The organism is Acetobacter sp. DsW_54 (genome assembly GCF_002153575.1).
Taxonomy (GTDB): Bacteria; Pseudomonadota; Alphaproteobacteria; order Acetobacterales; family Acetobacteraceae; genus Acetobacter; species Acetobacter fabarum.
On sequence record NZ_JOPD01000007.1, the window covers coordinates 51,843 to 68,185 of the forward strand.

The following is a 16,343-nucleotide window of genomic DNA, read 5'->3' on the forward strand; positions in this document are numbered from 1 at the left end:
CAGTCGCATGGAATAGGCCCGGATCTTAAATGATCTTGACCGCGACGTGCCCTTTTTCTGATGAAAAGCCGATGTATTCGTATTTTATTTTTGTGTCGGCAACAAATTCCTGAAAAGCCTTGAATTCGTTTTCTTTCCATCCGGGGTAGTTAAAGTATTCATCGAATACTATTACGGTTCCGGATTTTATTCTGTCTTTGGTCAGATCCAGCAGAATTTTTGTTGATTCGTACGTGTCACAATCAACGTGCATATAGGCAATGCTGTTGTCTGTCTGTTTTAGAAAAACAGGAATAACGTCATCAAACCAGCCAATGTGGAGCTGAACATTAGGGCGCACTTTGGGGGGAGCCTTGTTCATATTGAACGCTCCTTTTGTTTCCATCGTGCCTTTCCAGTCGGTCGGGAGGCCTTCAAAAGAATCGAACCCGTGAACGGTCTGCTGGGTAAGGGAGGCTAAGTAATTGATTGAGGCCCCTTTTTCGACGCCAAATTCAAGTATTAGTCCCTCTTTGTCGGCATGTTGGAAAGCGTATTTTAGCAAAGAGTAACGGTCTTTGGAGACAATGGCGCGACCCATATTATTTAATATGTAATCTACAGTTTCCTTCTTTGCATTTATTTTCAAATCTATCCATAAGTCATTTGAGTAGTATTTATGTAATAATTTTTTATATATATGGCATAGAATGCCTCTATTATCAAAAATAGACATCGTGACCTTTTTTGAGTGAAAGAAGTTGCCTGTTTGTAAAATAATAGTGGCACTTCTGGCATAAAACGACATTACCGCACAATTTAAATTTATGCTTGCCGTGCATGGTTCTTGGTCAGCTTATCGGCCCCTTGCCGCATGTGTTTCCGCGCAGGTGGGCCGGGTATTTTGCCGGGGGTGCCGTAATCGGCAGATAAGGGGTGTTTACCCGCGTGTATTGCGTTGTTTTTGGGGCCTGCACTGCATGTCGCCAAGGTTGGTACAGGCAGACACCCTGCCCAGTTCTTTCAGAACCGGGCAGACGGCCTTGGTCGGACGGCGGGCAGGTGCATCGTGCGAGCACTAAGGGGGCATGAATATAATAGCCCCTGACCCTGTTTTTGTTCAGGACTGAGGGTGAATGTCCATGACCACAGGCACATGGTCGGAGGGGGATGGCCAGTCTCTGGCCTCTTCCAGCACGGACATGCTGGCCAGTTCCGGCACCAGATCGGGGGTGACCCATATGTGGTCCAGCCTGCGGCCCCGGTTGGACTTGCGCCAGTCCTTGTTACGGTAAGACCACCATGTGTACAGCTTGTCGGTGGGGGGTACAAAGCGGCGCATGGCATCCACAAAGCCGGTCTGCTGCCATTGGGTCAGGCGCTGGGTTTCCGGTGGTGTGTGGCTGACAATTTTCAGCAGTTGCTTGTGGCTCCACACATCATGCTCAAGGGGGGCAATGTTCAGGTCGCCTACCAGTACCGTACGGGCTGGTTTTTGCTGGGCAAACCACTGTGTGGCTTCGTCCACAAAGGCAAGTTTGTGGGCAAACTTTGGGTTGGTTTCCGGGTCCGGTTCATCCCCACCTGCGGGGACGTAAAAATCATGCAGGGTGATGTCCCCCCCCGGTGCATGAACGGTGGCAGCAACATGGCGGCAGTCTTCCTGAGCGTACCATGTTGGCGTGTCCACAACCGGGCTGAGCGGCAGGCGCGAGAGAATGGCCACGCCGTTATACCCCTTCATCCCCTTGTAGTGCAGGTGTTCAAACCCAAGGGCACGCACGCTCTCATGCGGGAAAAGTTCGTCTGTCACCTTTGTTTCCTGCAGGCAGACAACGTCTGGTTGCAAGGCGGTGGTCAGTTTTTCCAGCAGCGGCATACGCAGGCGGAGGGAATTGATGTTCCATGTCACAAGTCGCATGGGCAGGGCATGGCGTATTGTGTGGGGGAGGGCAAGCAAAAACACAGGCACCTCCATGCACACAGGGGTGGGAGGAGTCTTGCAATTTCTGGCAACCGCACCATGATATTAGAAGCATGGATACCCAACGCCCCCAGCCAGCCCCCCCGCAGGATGCCATAGCCCTGCACCGCGCCCTCCTGACACTCGATAGCCATATCGACATTCCATGGCCTGACCGGGCCGATGCGTTTGAGGACACCCCCCAGCGCAAGGTGGATCTGCCTAAAATGCAGCGTGGCGGCATGTCGGCAGGCTGCTTTGTGGCCTATACGGCACAGGGGCCGGTTACAGCGCAGGCGCACGCACAGGTGCAGCAGGAATGTCTGGCCATGCTGGACGCCATCAACACCATGCAGGGTACCCATAATGGGGTTACGGCCCGGGTGTGCTCCCGCGTGGCTGATATTCGGGCAGCTCACGCCCAAGGTGTGATCGCGGTTATTCCCGCTGTGGAAAATGGTTATGGCATGGGTGAGGACCCGGCTCTGCTTGGCGCATTTGCCCAGCGCGGCGCGCGGTACGTTACCCTGACCCATAACGGGCACAACGCTCTGGCGGATGCGGCCATCCACCGCCCCAGTCTGGGGGATACACCGCAAAAACACGGTGGGCTTTCCACCCTTGGGCGTGAAGCAGTTCGGGAGATGAACAGGCTTGGCCTGCTGGTGGATGTGTCCCACGCCTCCAAGCAGACCATGTTGCAGGCTGTTGCGGCTTCGGCCACGCCAGTTGTTGCCAGCCATTCCTGCGTGCGCACATTGTGCGATCATCCGCGCAATCTGGATGATGAACAGCTTGATGCACTCGGGGCTAGCGGCGGGCTGATCCAGATAACCGCCATGCCGGCCTTCCTCAAACCCAAACCGGAGGAGGGGCGGCGTTCTGCTGGTGTTGCTGACCTTGTGGACCATATTGACTATGTGGTGCGCAGGCTCGGCCCCGCTTATGTCGGGATTTCCTCCGATTTTGATGGCGGCGGCGCACTGGCGGACTGGCAGGATGCAACGCAGGGTGCCAACATTACCGCCGAGCTGCTGCGCAGGGGGTATGACCGAAGCGAGATAGCGGCCTTCTGGGGTGAGAATTTTTTGCGGCTGCTGGAAAAGGCGGAGCAGGTGGCAGAACAAAGCGGGACTACAGCCCACGCTGCGGACTGAAAATTTTGTCCACTATTCCTCTTGACACGCCCTATTTTCAACAAAGAGTTCAAAAAAGCAAAGATGGGTTAAGGGTGCTCAGGAGTAAAATCCTTTTAAATCAATGGCATGATGTGTTTGATTAAAAAATATGCAATCCGTTGGAAGGGCTGAAAATCTGCGGTTTGCACCCTTTCCGCCCCCCATCGTCCACAGACTTATCCACAAAAACGGTGGATGAAATTGATCGCCCCCCAAAGAGCGCCAGATGACTGCACAAAATTCGCCACAGGATAACGCGGAGGCCCTGACCAACGCCCAGCCTGACCTTCCGGCCAAGGGGGTGGAGGTCATTCGCCATGCCCTGCGCACCATGCCCTTTGCCCCGGGCGTTTACCGCATGCTCGGGAGCAAGGGGGAGGTGCTGTATGTGGGCAAGGCGCTCTCGCTCAAAAAACGTGTCACGTCCTATACGCAGGTTGGCCGTCTGCCCGAACGCCTGCGGCGCATGGTGTCGGAAACCGCCTCCATGGAGATCGTGACAACCCATACCGAGGCCGAAGCCCTGCTGCTGGAGGCCAATTACATCAAGCGGATGAAGCCCCGCTTCAATATCCTCCTGCGTGATGACAAGAGCTACCCGTGGCTGATGCTGACCGATGGGCAGGCATTCCCCCAGATTGCCAAGCACCGGGGCAAGGCGGTCAAGGGGGCCAGCCTGTGGGGGCCTTTTGCTTCCGCATGGGCGGTCAACCAGACGCTGAACCTGATCCAGCGGGTGTTTTTGCTGCGCTCTTGTGCGGATTCCGTTTTTAACAGCCGCAGCCGACCGTGCCTCCTGTTCCAGATCAAACGCTGTTCCGCTCCGTGCGTGGAGCGCATAGACCAGCAGGCTTACGGGCAACTGGTGGAACAGGCGCGGGATTTTCTGTCCGGCAAGGACACCGCATTGCGTGAGACACTGGGCGCGGACATGAACCGTGCGGCGGAGGAGATGGATTTCGAGCGCGCGGCCGTACTGCGCGACCGTATTCGCGCGCTGGCCCAAATGCAGGAGTCTAGCGTGATCAATCCCGCGTCCTTGCAGGATGCGGACGTGTTCGGGCTATGGCAGGAGGCCGGGCAGACCTGCATTCAGGTCTTTTTTGTGCGTGGCGGGCGTAACAATGGCAGCCGCTCGTTTTTTCCGGCCCATGCGCAGGATGAGGCCCCGGCTGATATTCTTTCCGCTTTTATCGTCCAGTTTTATGATGACAAACCTTGCCCGGCGCAGATTCTGGTCAACCATGCTCTGGCGGAAAGCCCGCTCATGGCCGAGGCTCTTGCCCTGCGGCGCGGCAAAAAGGTGGAGATTCTCAACCCGCAACGCGGTGAGAAAAAACAGGTGGTCGATCACGCCGTAACCAACGCGCGGGATGCGCTCAACCGCAGGCTGGCCGAAACAGCAGGGCAGGCCAAACTGCTTCAGGGTGTTGCGGATGTGTTTGCGCTGGATGCCCCGCCTGAGCGCATAGAGGTGTATGACAACAGCCATATTCAGGGCGCGCATGCCTATGGGGTGATGATTGTGGGCGGCCCGGAAGGGTTCAACCGCAAGGCGTACCGCAAATTCCGCATTAAAGGCCCCATCACACCGGGGGATGACTTTGCCATGATGCGTGAAGTGCTGGAGCGCCGCTTTGGCCGTGCCCTGCGGGAAGCGGAGGATGGAGATACCTCCAACTGGCCCGATGTGCTGCTGATAGATGGTGGCGCAGGCCAGTATTCCGCCGTGCGGGCCGTGCTGGATGAGCTGGGTGTAACAGGCGTCAAGCTCGTGGGGATTGCCAAAGGGCCGGACCGGGATGCAGGGCGGGAGTGGTTTTATACCGACCATACGGAGCCTTTCCAGCTCCCTTTGCGCGACCCGGTTCTGTATTACCTGCAAAGGCTGCGGGATGAGGCGCACCGCTTTGCCATTACCACGCATCGCTCGGGGCGCTCCAAGGCACTTGTGACATCTGAGCTGGATGACATTCCCGGCATTGGCCCTGCGCGCAAAAAAATGCTGCTCAACACCTTTGGCTCGGCCCGGGCGGTCAAGCAGGCGGGGCTGGAGGCACTGGAGGCGGCTCCGGGGGTGAGCCGGGAACTGGCACGGGTGGTTTACGGGCATTTTCACCCCGGTTGGTCACCAGACTAAACGGGGTAAGCACTTTTTTGCGTGCCGATGGCAGCCCTGCAACCAAATTGTGGATGGGTGACGACTTTGCGATAGGTCAAACCATTTCAGTTTGGTGGAAAATGCGCTAGCATGCATCGCAATGCTGACAGACCTGCCCAACGTCCTGACACTTTCGCGCATTGTGGCCATTCCCATCGTGGTTGGATTTGCCGCATGGGGAACACCGCAGGCGGATGCGTTGGCCTGTCTGCTGTTCATACTGGCCGGTATTACCGATTATTTTGATGGCAAGCTGGCGCGCTCGCGCCATCAACTATCCGATTTCGGGCGTATGTTTGATTCCATAGCGGACAAACTGCTGGTAGGGGCCTGCCTTATGGTGCTGGCGGGCTTTTTGCGCCTGCCCTACCTTAGCCTGTGGCCTGCCATTATCATTCTGTGCCGCGAAATTCTGGTATCTGGTATGCGTGAGTATCTGGCCGAGCGGCGCGCCAGCCTGCCCGTAACCCGGCTGGCAAAATGGAAAACCGGATTCCAGATGACCGCCATAGGCTTTTTGCTGGCGGGGGATGGAACGGGCGCGCTGCTGGGTATTCCCTGGCTGCCCGTTGCCCTGATTGGTGCGATACTGCTCTGGATTGCCGGTGTGCTCACAATGATTACCGGCTGGGATTATCTGACCAAGGGTTTGCAGCACGTCGATCTGTAGTAGCCTTTGCGCCAGAATGGGCAGCATTGGTCCTATGGCAGACAATACTGGCGGAATGCGGAGTCTGGGTATGCGAAAAGCCGCTCTTCTTGGAGTGTGCGTGATGATGAGCGGATGTGCTGGCTTTGAAAAAGTCATGTCCGACACCATCTCCCTACCCGGTGAAAACCCCAATGCACCGGCTGGTTCGGACCTGAACATGCGGCGTGTGCAGGGGCAGGCCACCAAGGAGGTGCCTATTCTGCCCCAAGGGGGCAATATATGGCCCGGCCCGCCAGACCCGCTGCCAACGCTGGAAGATGTCGCCAAAGGCCGCATGAGCAGCCAGACAGGGGCAGAACTGCCAGCAACAGGCCCACAACTGCCAGATGGGCAGGAAATCAGTCTGGGCGAGCAGGAGAGCATCCATAAAGGGGTTGTCAGCCCGACCCGGTACGCTGCACCAGAACTGGGGCACACCAGTACGCAACCCGCAAACGCAGGCAAACCCGTGCCTGCACCTATTGAAATTCCCAATGGGGATGGCACAACAACCCTTGTTCATTCGGATGGTTCCATCAGCACCATTGGCACACCCAGCCGCCTGAGGCTGCCTGTGCATTGATGTCAGGCAGGTTCCGCAGCGCAAGCGGTGCGCAAGATCTGCTGGTAAAGTAAAAGGTTGGTAAGGCGGATTATGGCAGACCGGGTAACAGTTTTGTTTTTTGCAGCACTTCGTGAGCAGATCGGTCAGGAAAGCCTGAGCGTGGCCATACCCGCATCCGGGGTCACGGTTGCCGCCCTGCGTACCCAGATTGAAGGGGCAAACCCCACCATTGCACAGGCATTGGCGGACCAGCCCAAACTACGCGTTGCCGTGAACAGAACACTCAGCACATTTGAGCAACTGGTTACGCCGGGGGATGAAGTTGCCTTTTTCCCACCCATGACGGGGGGCTGAGCGGGCCATGGTGGTGCATGTTGCGGTGCAGGCCGCTCCGTTTGACGTAGGGGTGGAGACTGAGCGCCTGAGTGCGCTTTCTCCCCTGACAGGTGGGGTGGGGCTGTTTGTCGGGCAGGTGCGTGGCGGGCAGGGACTCCGCGCCATGATGCTTGAACACTATCCGGGTATGACCGAAGCAACCCTGCATGCGCTGGCGCAGGAAGCACTGGCACGGTTTGACCTGACAGGCTGCACCGTAATCCACCGCGTAGGGCGGCTGGAGGTAGGGGCGGGCATTGTTTTTGTTGGGGCCGGGGCTGCGCACCGGGGGGCGGCACTTACGGCCACCTCCTTTTTGATCGACAGGCTAAAAACCGGCGCACCATTCTGGAAGCGCGAAGAATATGACGATGGCCGTACTATCTGGGTCGATGCGCGCGAGACGGATGAAGAGGCCGCCCGCGCATGGATGAATAACCCGACCGCCTGAGCGTGCCCCTTCCTGTCCGGCGTATAAGCCGGGCTTATTCTGCCAGCACGGTATGGATTGTGCGGCACAGGAACCGCAGGTCTGCCTCGGTTATGGTAAAGGCCGGGGTCAGGTACACAATATTCCTGAAAGGCCGTATCCACGCGCCGTGTGCTATCAGCTTCTGGCGTAGCCTGTCCGGGTTGCCCAGTGTTTCCAGCTCCACAACGCCAATGGCACCAAGTGTGCGCACGTCCCGCACACCGGGGAGCGTGCGGCATGGTTCCAGTGCTTCGGTCATGATCGCATTGATCGCGGCAACCTGTTCCAGCCGTGGTTCTGTTTCAAACAGGTCAAGGGCCGCATTGGCGCAGGCGCAGGCCAGCGGGTTGGCCATAAAGGTGGGGCCATGCATCAGGGCATGCTCGGGGTTATCGGACAGGAATGCCTCAAACACATGCCGCCGTGCAACGGTCGCGGCCAGGGCCATGGTGCCGCCCGTAAGGGCTTTGGACAGGGTGATGATGTCTGGCGTAATGCCGGCCTGCTCGCAGGCAAACAGGGTGCCGGTACGGCCAAACCCTGTAAAAATTTCGTCCAGAATCAGCAGTACGTCATAACGGTCTGCTGCTTTGCGGACTGTGCGCAGGACTTCTGGCGCATGGAAAAGCATGCCCCCGGCCCCCTGCACCAGCGGTTCCATGATAATCCCCGCCAGTTCATGCGCATGGCGTGCTAGGAGCACCATAAAAGCCTGCGTGCTGGGGGCATCTACTGGCAGGGGGGCTATAACGTGCTCGGTCAGTGCGGGGCCGTACAGGTGGTGCATGCCTTCCTCGGGGTCACATATGGCCATGGTGGCCAGTGTGTCCCCGTGGTAGCCGCCCCGAAAAGCCAGTAATCGGGTGCGCTGGCGTTCGCCCCTGTTCAGCCGGTACTGGATGGCCATTTTCATGGCGACTTCCACCGCGACCGAGCCGGAATCGGTAAAAAATACCCGCTCCAGATCGCCGGGCAGTAGCGCGCATAATCTGCTGGCAAGGCGCAAGGCGGGTTCATGCACCATGCCACCAAACATCACATGGGGCATGGTCCCGAGCTGCTCCGTAACAGCCTGGCGGATATGGGGATGGTTATAGCCGTGGCAGGCCGTCCACCATGCGGCAACACCATCTACCAGCACGCGTCCATCGGTCAGGGTAATGTGGCTGCCCTGCGTGCTCCGTGCCGCCAGAGGCGGGGAGGCTGTTTGCATCTGGCTGTAAGGAAGCCAGATATGGGGCAGGCCCTGCTGGTACCAGTCGGGCATGGAGGCGGGTGCGGACATGCTGTGGTGTTCCTGTAGATGATTGACCCGGAGGGCTGGCTCCGGCACCACAGATGTCATGACGCGGTTTGACAATCTTTTCCAGCAGGGGCTGGCCGGTTTTGCGGAGCAGGGGCGTATGCGCTCCTGCAAACAATGGCATGCGGCAGGCCCCGGCCTTTTGCAGCGCCCCGATACGGGTGCTGTTCTGGTTGATTTTTCGTCCAATGATTATCTGGGGCTGCGCACCCACCCGCGTCTGCTTGAGCGGGCCATTGCATGGGGGCAGGCAGAAGGGAGCGGGAGCGGGGCTTCACGCCTTGTTACGGGCACTCCACCCCAGACCATGGCGCTGGAGCAGCGGCTGGCTACGCTTAAAGGCATGGAAGCGGCCCGCATATTTTCCTCCGGCTGGCAGGCCAATGCATCCGTGGTGCCTGCTCTTGCCCGTTTTTCTGCTCAAGTTATGGGGGCGCGGGCCGTTATTGTGGCGGACAAGTTCATCCATGCCAGCCTTTACCATGGGTGTGCTGCCGCAGGGGTAACGCCCAAACGCTTCAGACATAACGATATGGCGCATCTGGATACTCTTCTGGCGCAGGATGCAGGGGCAGGGCTGAAAATTGTCCTGACCGAGAGCGTGTTCAGCATGGACGGGGACCGGGCAGATATGGCCCAACTTCGTGCCATAACCCAGCGGCACAATGCCTTTTTGTGTGTGGATGAGGCCCACGCCACGGGTATTCTGGGCACGCAGGGCAAGGGGCTTGCCAATGGGCAGGCGGACCTTGTTGTTGGAACTTTCAGCAAGGCGCTGGGCGGAATGGGGGCCTTTGTCGCGGCATCCGATGCTGTGTGCCGTTGGCTGGATAACACGGCCTCTGGCTTTATTTATTCCACGGCACCTTCGGCCATGGTGCTTGGGGCGGTGGATGCTGCACTGGACCTTCTGCCCGATATGGAAGAGGCCCGCACACATGTGGCGGAGCTTGCCTGTGGGTTCAGGCAGCGCATGGGGCAGGCCGGGCTGGAGGTTGGCCCTTCCACGACCCAGATTGTTCCCGTTGTGGTGGGGGCGGAGCAAACGGCGCTCGCACTGGCGCAGGCTGTTGAACAGGCTGGTTTTCTGGCGGTTGCCATTCGCCCGCCAACGGTGCCGCCGGGTGGCTGCCGCCTGCGGGTTGTTTTTCACGCTCACCATACGCAGGAGCAGATGCACGCTCTGGCTACCGCCATTATCAGTGCTGCGGCGCAAAATGGCATTTTGCAGGAGCGTGGAGCTTTGGGCGCATGAACCCGGTTAAGCCCGTATTTGTGCACGGCTGGGGGTTTGGTCCGGAGTTCTGGGTACCGGTGGTAGATGCTCTGGGGTGGACGGATGCGCTGATTCTGGACCTCGGTTTTCTGGAAGGTTCAACTCCCGCATCCCCAATGCTTGCTGCGCAATTATTGCAGGCCGTGCAGGTGCCGGGGGAGGCATTGCTGGGAATTGGGCACTCGCTGGGTTTTTTGTGGCTGGCTGAGCATATGGCGCTCTCCCCCACGGATCGGTTGGTGGGGATTAACGCTTTTGCCGCCTTTGCTGCGCGGGAGAGCTTTGCCTCTGGAGTGCCTGCCCGGGTTTTGCAGCGTATGCTCAAAGGACTGTCAAACACGCCGGAAAAGGTTCTGGCCGATTTTTACAACCTTTGTGGCGCATCTGGCTCCAGCAAGGTGCCATGTGTACCTAATCTGCGCGACGGGCTGGACCTGCTGCTGGCAGGCGATGCCCGGCCCGCACTGGCAGCCAAGGCCGGGCAATACGATATTCTGGCTGCCCGGCAGGACCCGCTAGCCATCCCGGCCATGACGGAGCAGAGTTTTGCCGGGTGCGCAGCCGTGCAGTGGGTGGACGGCGGGCACCTGCTCCCGCAAACAGATGTGTCAGCCTGTGTGACGTTCCTACAGGCTGTGCGCAGGACAATGGAACAGGACGTACAATGACAGACCCGCAGCACAGGGAGCGGATACGCCGCAGCTTTGACCGAGCCGAAGGGTATGATGGTGCCGCAACGCTGCAACGCCTTGCCGCCCACAACCTTGCCGCACGGCTTGTCCGTGCGCTGGACGGCAGAAAACCCACCCGTATTCTGGAAATAGGGTGTGGCACCGGCCTGCTGACTGAACTGTTGGCCCGGAACTGGCCGGAAGCACAGATTGTCGCAACCGATTTTGCCCCGCAAATGCTCGAACGCGCCATCCGTCGCGCCATCCCGCGGGCAGAGTTCAAACTTATGGACGCCGCCAACCCCACGGTTGAAGGCCCGTTTGATGTGGTCTGCGGTAATCTGGTCATGCAATGGCTGGAGCAGCCTGAGCAGGTGATGGAGCGGCTGGGTGGGCTTTTGGCTCCGGGTGGCGTGCTGGCGGTTTCTACCCTGCTGGACGGGACATTCGCGGAGTGGAAAGCCGCCTGTGCGAGCGAAGGTGTGCAACCCGCCACACCGCATTACCCGCAGGCCGGGCAGATACAGGCATGGACGCCATGGCTGTTCGCAGGTCTGTGGGAGAGCGAGAGCTGTGTGCAGGCTTTTGGCTCCGGTCTGGGGTTTGTCAGGCACCTCAAGGCAACGGGGGCTTCTGTTCCGCAGGCCGGGCGTAAACCAATGGGGGCGGCTGCGCTCCGGCGGGTTGCGCGTAGGCTGGACCACTCCGGGGCCGCCATAACGTGGCAACTGGCCTATGGCTGTTTTCGCAAGCCGCCGGTTGCGGGGGTGTTTGTTACAGGCACGGATACGGGGGTGGGTAAAACCCTTGTTTCCGCCTGTCTGGTCCGGCGGTGGCAGGCCATATACTGGAAACCCCTGCAAAGTGGTCTGGCAGATGAAGCAGGAGATACCACCACCGTTGCCCATCTTGCGCAGGGGGTTGAGTGTTTGCCACCCGCTGGGGCGTTTCAGGCTTCGCTTTCCCCTCAGGCTGCAGCCGAGGCGGAGGGCGCGCATGTAAGCCGCGCCCAGCTTGCGTTGCCTAAAGTCGAGGATGGCAGGCTGCTGGTGGTGGAAGGTGCTGGTGGGGTGATGGTCCCCGCAACGGATGAATTGATGATGCTGGACCTGGCCGCAATATGGGGGCTGCCGGTTGTGCTGGTGGCCCGCAGCGGGTTGGGCACACTCAACCATACACTGCTCAGCCTACAGGCATTGCGTAGCCGGGGCGTAGCAGTGGCGGGGGTTGTGCTGAATGGCCCGCCTAATCCGGCTAATAGCCGCACCATTGCGCAAGTGGGCAAGGTCCGTATTTTGGCAGAAGTGGGGCATATGCCTGCACTGTCCCCCGCTTCCGTGACAGAAGCGGCGGCCACATTCCCGGCGTGGGAGGCCGTTTGCACAAGGCCATAACGGCATGTGAGTGTTTACAGGCAGGAAAAGCACAATGGCCACGTCCTAATCAGGCGTGGCCTTTGGTGATTAGTACTGGCGGATCAAACCGGCCAGATGGCCTTGAATAACCAGCCGTTCAGCGGGAACAATGCGGGTTTCGTAGCGGGCATTGGCGGGCTCAAGGGCAATCATGTTGCCTTTGCGGCGCAGGCGTTTGAGCGTGACTTCCTGCCCGTCAATCAGGGCGACGATAATCTGCCCGTTTTCGGCCTGATCCGATTTTTTGATAATGACCTGATCGCCATCCAGAATCCCGGCTTCGATCATGGAATCCCCGGCCACTTCCAGCGCGTAATAATCCCCCGACCCCAGCATGTCCGCGGGGATGGAGAGGGAGTTGGACGTATCTGCCAGTGCTTCAATCGGCAGCCCGGCAGCAATGCGGCCATAAAGCGGGATTTTAATTGGGTCCTGCTTTTGCCGGGTAAAACTGCCACGGATGACGTTGGTTGGCAGTTCCTCCTCCATTTCGGGGAGCTGGATGACTTCCAGCGCGCGGGCGCGGTGGTGGTGGCGGCGCAGAAAGCCGCGTTCTTCCAGCCCCGAAATCAGGCGGTGGATGCCGGACTTGGAGCGCAGGCCCATGGCCTCACGCATTTCGTCAAAAGAGGGGGAAAAGCCGGTCTGCTTGAGGTGCGAATCAATAAAAAGAAGAAGCTTGTGCTGTTTTCGGGTCAGCATGTCGCACCTCGAGCTGTCTGTTTGTAATGGAACATCAATCTTATGGTTTGTTCTATGTAAGTTCTTGTTTTTGTCAATATCAAAATCAAAATCAGGGCAGGGGCATAATCTGGCACGCTGTGCCTGCTTTTTGGGCGGGGTCGTGGGGAGGGCGTATAATCAGCGCCTGACTTTTGGACAGAATGTTCAGCTGTGCAGAATCCTGCGGCCCAAACGGGGTAGCAACAAGCTGGCCTTCCTGCGTGGTCTGGAGTGTGGCGCGCAAAAAATCCTGCCGTTGGTCATTTTCGGGCACATCTGCACCCAGGAGTGCGGACTGTGTTTGCATGGTGTCGGCCACGGCAATGCCCATGAGCTTGTGCAGGGCTGGCAGCACAAATACCAGACTGCAAACCAGTGCTGCCACGGGGTTGCCGGGCAGGCCAAGCACAGGCATGCCGTGGAGTGTGCCAGACATGAGCGGCTTGCCCGGACGCATGGCAATTTTCCAGAAGTTCTGGACAAGCCCGGCTTTTTCCAGCGTCGGGCGCACCAGATCGTAAGCGCCTACACTGGCGCCGCCAATGGTGATCAGCATGTCCAGATCACGGGTATGAGCAAATGCGTTGGAGAGCGATGTGGCGTTGTCACGCGCAACGGGCAGCACAATGGAGTCTGCCCCGTTCTGCCCCAGCAGGGCTGCCAGCATGAAGGATGCTGAATTGAAAATACCATCAGGCGGGGCAGTGTCACCGGGCAGGAGAATTTCGTCCCCCGTAGCCAGAATCCCCACACGGGGGCGGCGGAACACTGGTAGCCAGACCAGCCCGCCAGCGGCTGCCAGGCCTATATCCCGCGGGCCGAGTCTGCTGCCTGCGCTCAACAGCACGGCACCTTGGGCAAAGTCCTGCCCCTGCCGGCGAATAAACTGCCCTGCCGTGGCAGCCTGCGTTAGCGTGATCTGCTGGCCTGCTCGCTGGGTGTTTTCCTGAATAATAATGGCATCCGCCCCGGCAGGTATCTGGCTTCCCGTAAACAGCCGGATACACTCACCCGCAGCCACGGTGCGGGCAGACGGTCTGCCTGCGGGGGCCTCGTCTATAATCTGCAATACAGCGCCGGGCCGGGTATCTGCCGCCCTTACGGCGTATCCGTCCATTGCAGATACACAGACCGGTGGGTTGGCCCTGCGTGCATGCACGTCCTGGGCCAGAATGCGGCCGCATGCAGCACTCAGGGCGACGGTTTCCTGCCCGCACGGCAGCAGATTTTCCAGAATTCTGGCCCGCGCGGTTGCCACATCCAGCATGAATTCGTCTCCTTTTGGCGTCCGTGGCGCCATATTGATGTAAGAAAGCTTGACCTTTTGCCTTTGTATGCGCATTTTGCCGCAACTTGAACACCGCCGGAGCCGTATGGACCGGCTCTGTAAATATGTTCTGCTGAGGAAGTCATGGCCAAGACCAACGTCATCAAGATCCGTCTCGTCTCGACGGCTGACACCGGTTACTTCTATGTGACCAAGAAAAATGCCCGCGCTCACACGGGTAAAATGGAACTGAAGAAGTACGACCCGGTTGCACGCAAGCACGTCGTATTCCGTGAAGCCAAAATTAAGTAATTCTGGCCAGATCGGTATCTTATAAAAAAACGGCGCCATCGAGCGCCGTTTTTTTATGCGGGCATACAGGCTCACGCCCGGTTAACCCGGCTTGAATATATGTTGGGTCGGCTTAAAAAAGCGGATCGCGCCGATCGTAGGGGATAACCACATCATTGCGGTTAGCCATGTTCAGCATGGCACGGGCGCGTTCATCCAGAATATCTGTATCCAGCGTGTTTTCACGCAGGCCATTGACGCGGCGCTTCCATGCGTTCTGTTCGGCCTGCGCATCTGTACGGGCCTGTTTGGCCTGTTCAAGCAGGCCAAGCTGCTGCTGGTAGGCCTGCATGCCGTGGTCGCCCTGTGTGGCGTTCCAGCCAAAGTAACCGGCAATGCTTAAAAACGCCAAAGGTGGCACCACGGCGCGTACAACGCGGCGAAAGAAACGGCCAATCTGCACTTTTGGTCAGCTCCTTGCCAGAGTCGTGGTTACCAAGAGACATGAATACAGAGTAATCTGTAGCCCATGTTACGCCAGATGGGGAAGGGCGTTGCATACAAAAAAAGCCGGCCCCACAAGGGACCGGCCTGATCTGACGTGGCACAGGGGCAGAACAGGCTGCCCGCGCCACAGTTTTTAGCTGTTTTTAAGGATCGTACGGCCTGCATACTGGGCGGCTGTAACCAGTTCCTGCTCAATACGGATGAGCTGGTTGTATTTGGCCGTCCGGTCGGAGCGGGAGAGCGAGCCGGTTTTGATCTGCCCGCAGTTGGTTGCAACGGCCAGGTCGGCAATGGTGGAATCTTCCGTCTCACCCGAGCGGTGGCTCATAACGGCGGTGTAGCCGGCCCGGTGAGCCATTTCCACAGCCTGAAGGGTTTCGGTCAGTGTGCCAATCTGGTTGACCTTGACCAGCAGGGAGTTGGCAATGCCAGCCTTGATCCCGCGGCTGAGGCGTTCGGGGTTGGTTACAAACAGGTCATCGCCGACGAGCTGCACTTTTTTGCCCAGTGTTTGCGTCAGCAGTGCCCAGCCTTCCCAGTCATCTTCGGCCATGCCGTCTTCAATGGAAACAATCGGGTAGCGGTTTACCAGATCTTCCAGATAAGCGGCCATGCCTGCGGAATCGAGGCTCTTGCCTTCGCCTTCCATGACGTACTGGCCGTTTTTGAAGAATTCCGTGCTGGCGCAGTCCAGTGCAAAGGTTACGTCCTGCCCGGGGCGGTAGCCTGCGGCTTCCACGGCGCGGGTAATAAAGCCCAGTGCCTCATCAGCAGATTTAAGGGCCGGGGCAAAGCCACCTTCATCACCAACATTGGTGTTCAGGCCGGCAGCGCTCAGCGCTTTTTTGAGCTGGGCAAAAATTTCAGACCCCCAGCGAATGGCGTCCGCAACGGTTGGCGCACCCACGGGCTGGATCATGAATTCCTGAATGTCGATCGGGTTGTCCGCGTGCTGGCCACCGTTGACAATGTTCATCATGGGAACAGGCAGGATGTGGGCAAAAGACCCGCCAACATAGCGGTACAGGGGCACTTCCTGCTCTGCCGCCGTTGCCTTGGCCACAGCGAGTGAGACACCCAGAATGGCGTTGGCCCCCATGCGGCTTTTGTTGGGTGTGCCATCCAGATCAATCATGGCGTTGTCGATGTCGATCTGGTCAGAGGATTCTGCACCCTGCAAGGTGGGCAGGATTTCGCTCTCAATGTTTTCAATGGCGCGGAGCACGCCTTTGCCACCATAGCGCCGTGCATCACCATCGCGCAGTTCCACGGCTTCATGTGCGCCGGTTGACGCGCCAGAGGGAACAGCCGCGCGGCCTTTGGCACCGGATGCCAGTTCCACGTCCACTTCCACGGTGGGGTTGCCACGGCTATCCAGAATTTCACGGGCGATAATGTCAACAATGGCGCTCATGGTGTTTGTTCCTGCTTGTCAGTGGCACTGGCTGGGGCCGGTGCCGTCGTTTCTTATTCTTGATCTATGACGCAACCTGCATGGAGCTTTTC

The 16,343-nt window shown here is 58.5% G+C and carries 17 protein-coding genes; 10 read left to right on the forward strand and 7 right to left on the reverse strand.

Annotated features, from left to right (window positions below):
- Positions 1-25 precede the first annotated feature (25 nt).
- Both HK20_RS04310 and HK20_RS04315 read right to left on the reverse strand, forming a co-directional pair.
- Positions 26-715 (reverse strand): class I SAM-dependent methyltransferase, encoded by a 690-nt coding sequence (locus tag HK20_RS04310; RefSeq protein WP_086645859.1) that lies wholly within the window; start codon positions 713-715, stop codon positions 26-28.
- Positions 716-1,099: 384 nt separating this feature from the next.
- Positions 1,100-1,900, reverse strand: a complete 801-nt coding sequence (locus HK20_RS04315; protein WP_086646051.1) for an exodeoxyribonuclease III — start codon at positions 1,898-1,900, stop codon at positions 1,100-1,102.
- Positions 1,901-2,016: 116 nt separating this feature from the next.
- Here HK20_RS04315 and HK20_RS04320 point away from each other — a divergent pair, with 116 nt between their 5' ends.
- The 6 genes from HK20_RS04320 (at position 2,017) to HK20_RS04345 (ending at position 7,363) form a co-directional block, all read left to right on the forward strand.
- The gene (locus tag HK20_RS04320; RefSeq protein ID WP_086645860.1) at positions 2,017-3,099 is read left to right on the forward strand and encodes a dipeptidase; all 1,083 of its coding nucleotides are present in this window, start codon (positions 2,017-2,019) and stop codon (positions 3,097-3,099) included.
- Positions 3,100-3,346: 247 nt separating this feature from the next.
- Complete coding sequence (gene uvrC / locus HK20_RS04325) at positions 3,347-5,260, forward strand: excinuclease ABC subunit UvrC (RefSeq protein ID WP_086645861.1); 1,914 nt, start codon at positions 3,347-3,349, stop codon at positions 5,258-5,260.
- Between the two features lie 121 nt (positions 5,261-5,381).
- Positions 5,382-5,951 (forward strand): CDP-diacylglycerol--glycerol-3-phosphate 3-phosphatidyltransferase, encoded by a 570-nt coding sequence (gene pgsA / locus HK20_RS04330; protein WP_086645862.1) that lies wholly within the window; start codon positions 5,382-5,384, stop codon positions 5,949-5,951.
- Between the two features lie 70 nt (positions 5,952-6,021).
- A complete protein-coding gene (locus tag HK20_RS04335; RefSeq protein ID WP_086646052.1) occupies positions 6,022-6,555 on the forward strand; it encodes a hypothetical protein in 534 nt (177 codons plus the stop codon).
- Positions 6,556-6,627: 72 nt separating this feature from the next.
- Positions 6,628-6,891 (forward strand): molybdopterin converting factor subunit 1, encoded by a 264-nt coding sequence (gene moaD / locus HK20_RS04340; protein WP_086645863.1) that lies wholly within the window; start codon positions 6,628-6,630, stop codon positions 6,889-6,891.
- A gap of 7 nt (positions 6,892-6,898) precedes the next feature.
- The gene (locus HK20_RS04345) at positions 6,899-7,363 is read left to right on the forward strand and encodes a molybdenum cofactor biosynthesis protein MoaE (protein WP_086645864.1); all 465 of its coding nucleotides are present in this window, start codon (positions 6,899-6,901) and stop codon (positions 7,361-7,363) included.
- 34 nt (positions 7,364-7,397) lie between these two features.
- Here HK20_RS04345 and HK20_RS04350 read toward each other — a convergent pair whose 3' ends face one another.
- The gene (locus HK20_RS04350) at positions 7,398-8,669 is read right to left on the reverse strand and encodes an adenosylmethionine--8-amino-7-oxononanoate transaminase (RefSeq protein ID WP_086646053.1); all 1,272 of its coding nucleotides are present in this window, start codon (positions 8,667-8,669) and stop codon (positions 7,398-7,400) included.
- A 58-nt stretch (positions 8,670-8,727) separates the two neighbouring features.
- Here HK20_RS04350 and HK20_RS04355 point away from each other — a divergent pair, with 58 nt between their 5' ends.
- From HK20_RS04355 to bioD, 3 genes are read left to right on the forward strand one after another with little or no spacing between them, the layout of a single operon-like run.
- Positions 8,728-9,942, forward strand: a complete 1,215-nt coding sequence (locus HK20_RS04355; protein WP_086645865.1) for an 8-amino-7-oxononanoate synthase — start codon at positions 8,728-8,730, stop codon at positions 9,940-9,942.
- Positions 9,939-10,631, forward strand: coding sequence for an alpha/beta fold hydrolase (locus tag HK20_RS04360; protein WP_086645866.1), 693 nt, complete (start codon positions 9,939-9,941; stop codon positions 10,629-10,631). Before HK20_RS04355 ends, HK20_RS04360 begins: the two co-directional genes overlap by 4 nt.
- Complete coding sequence (gene bioD, locus HK20_RS04365; RefSeq protein WP_086645867.1) at positions 10,628-12,028, forward strand: dethiobiotin synthase; 1,401 nt, start codon at positions 10,628-10,630, stop codon at positions 12,026-12,028. The genes HK20_RS04360 and bioD overlap by 4 nt, the downstream gene beginning before the upstream one ends.
- Positions 12,029-12,097: 69 nt before the next feature.
- On the opposite strand, the gene lexA is transcribed toward bioD, so the two are convergent.
- Positions 12,098-12,751: a transcriptional repressor LexA gene (gene lexA / locus HK20_RS04370; protein ID WP_086645868.1), complete on the reverse strand. Its 654-nt coding sequence runs from the start codon at positions 12,749-12,751 to the stop codon at positions 12,098-12,100.
- A 91-nt stretch (positions 12,752-12,842) separates the two neighbouring features.
- Positions 12,843-14,114, reverse strand: a complete 1,272-nt coding sequence (glp, locus tag HK20_RS04375) for a gephyrin-like molybdotransferase Glp (RefSeq protein ID WP_086645869.1) — start codon at positions 14,112-14,114, stop codon at positions 12,843-12,845.
- A gap of 69 nt (positions 14,115-14,183) precedes the next feature.
- Between glp and rpmG the strand changes: the two genes are divergently transcribed.
- Positions 14,184-14,351 carry a 50S ribosomal protein L33 gene (gene rpmG, locus HK20_RS04380; protein ID WP_003623017.1) on the forward strand — a complete coding sequence of 56 codons (168 nt, stop codon included), beginning with the start codon at positions 14,184-14,186 and terminating at the stop codon, positions 14,349-14,351.
- A gap of 112 nt (positions 14,352-14,463) precedes the next feature.
- Here the strand turns inward: rpmG and HK20_RS04385 are convergent, their stop codons facing one another.
- Positions 14,464-14,793, reverse strand: coding sequence for a septum formation initiator family protein (locus HK20_RS04385; RefSeq protein ID WP_086645870.1), 330 nt, complete (start codon positions 14,791-14,793; stop codon positions 14,464-14,466).
- Between the two features lie 177 nt (positions 14,794-14,970).
- On the reverse strand, positions 14,971-16,251 hold the full coding sequence (eno, locus tag HK20_RS04390; protein ID WP_086645871.1) for a phosphopyruvate hydratase: 1,281 nt from the start codon (positions 16,249-16,251) through the stop codon (positions 14,971-14,973).
- Between the last annotated feature and the right edge of the window lie 92 nt (positions 16,252-16,343).

What these genes read in the sequence shown, in the direction of transcription:
- eno (WP_086645871.1), bottom strand. Translation starts at nt 16,251, where the DNA reads ATGAGCGCCATTGTTGACATTATCGCCCGTGAAATTCTGGATAGCCGT.
- rpmG (WP_003623017.1), top strand. Translation starts at nt 14,184, where the DNA reads ATGGCCAAGACCAACGTCATCAAGATCCGTCTCGTCTCGACGGCTGAC.
- HK20_RS04345 (WP_086645864.1), top strand. Translation starts at nt 6,899, where the DNA reads ATGGTGGTGCATGTTGCGGTGCAGGCCGCTCCGTTTGACGTAGGGGTG.
- HK20_RS04355 (WP_086645865.1), top strand. Translation starts at nt 8,728, where the DNA reads ATGACGCGGTTTGACAATCTTTTCCAGCAGGGGCTGGCCGGTTTTGCG.
- glp (WP_086645869.1), bottom strand. Translation starts at nt 14,114, where the DNA reads ATGCGCATACAAAGGCAAAAGGTCAAGCTTTCTTACATCAATATGGCG.
- moaD (WP_086645863.1), top strand. Translation starts at nt 6,628, where the DNA reads ATGGCAGACCGGGTAACAGTTTTGTTTTTTGCAGCACTTCGTGAGCAG.
- uvrC (WP_086645861.1), top strand. Translation starts at nt 3,347, where the DNA reads ATGACTGCACAAAATTCGCCACAGGATAACGCGGAGGCCCTGACCAAC.
- HK20_RS04320 (WP_086645860.1), top strand. Translation starts at nt 2,017, where the DNA reads ATGGATACCCAACGCCCCCAGCCAGCCCCCCCGCAGGATGCCATAGCC.
- HK20_RS04335 (WP_086646052.1), top strand. Translation starts at nt 6,022, where the DNA reads ATGCGAAAAGCCGCTCTTCTTGGAGTGTGCGTGATGATGAGCGGATGT.
- pgsA (WP_086645862.1), top strand. Translation starts at nt 5,382, where the DNA reads ATGCTGACAGACCTGCCCAACGTCCTGACACTTTCGCGCATTGTGGCC.
- HK20_RS04360 (WP_086645866.1), top strand. Translation starts at nt 9,939, where the DNA reads ATGAACCCGGTTAAGCCCGTATTTGTGCACGGCTGGGGGTTTGGTCCG.
- HK20_RS04310 (WP_086645859.1), bottom strand. Translation starts at nt 715, where the DNA reads ATGTCTATTTTTGATAATAGAGGCATTCTATGCCATATATATAAAAAA.
- HK20_RS04350 (WP_086646053.1), bottom strand. Translation starts at nt 8,669, where the DNA reads ATGTCCGCACCCGCCTCCATGCCCGACTGGTACCAGCAGGGCCTGCCC.
- bioD (WP_086645867.1), top strand. Translation starts at nt 10,628, where the DNA reads ATGACAGACCCGCAGCACAGGGAGCGGATACGCCGCAGCTTTGACCGA.
- HK20_RS04315 (WP_086646051.1), bottom strand. Translation starts at nt 1,900, where the DNA reads ATGCGACTTGTGACATGGAACATCAATTCCCTCCGCCTGCGTATGCCG.
- lexA (WP_086645868.1), bottom strand. Translation starts at nt 12,751, where the DNA reads ATGCTGACCCGAAAACAGCACAAGCTTCTTCTTTTTATTGATTCGCAC.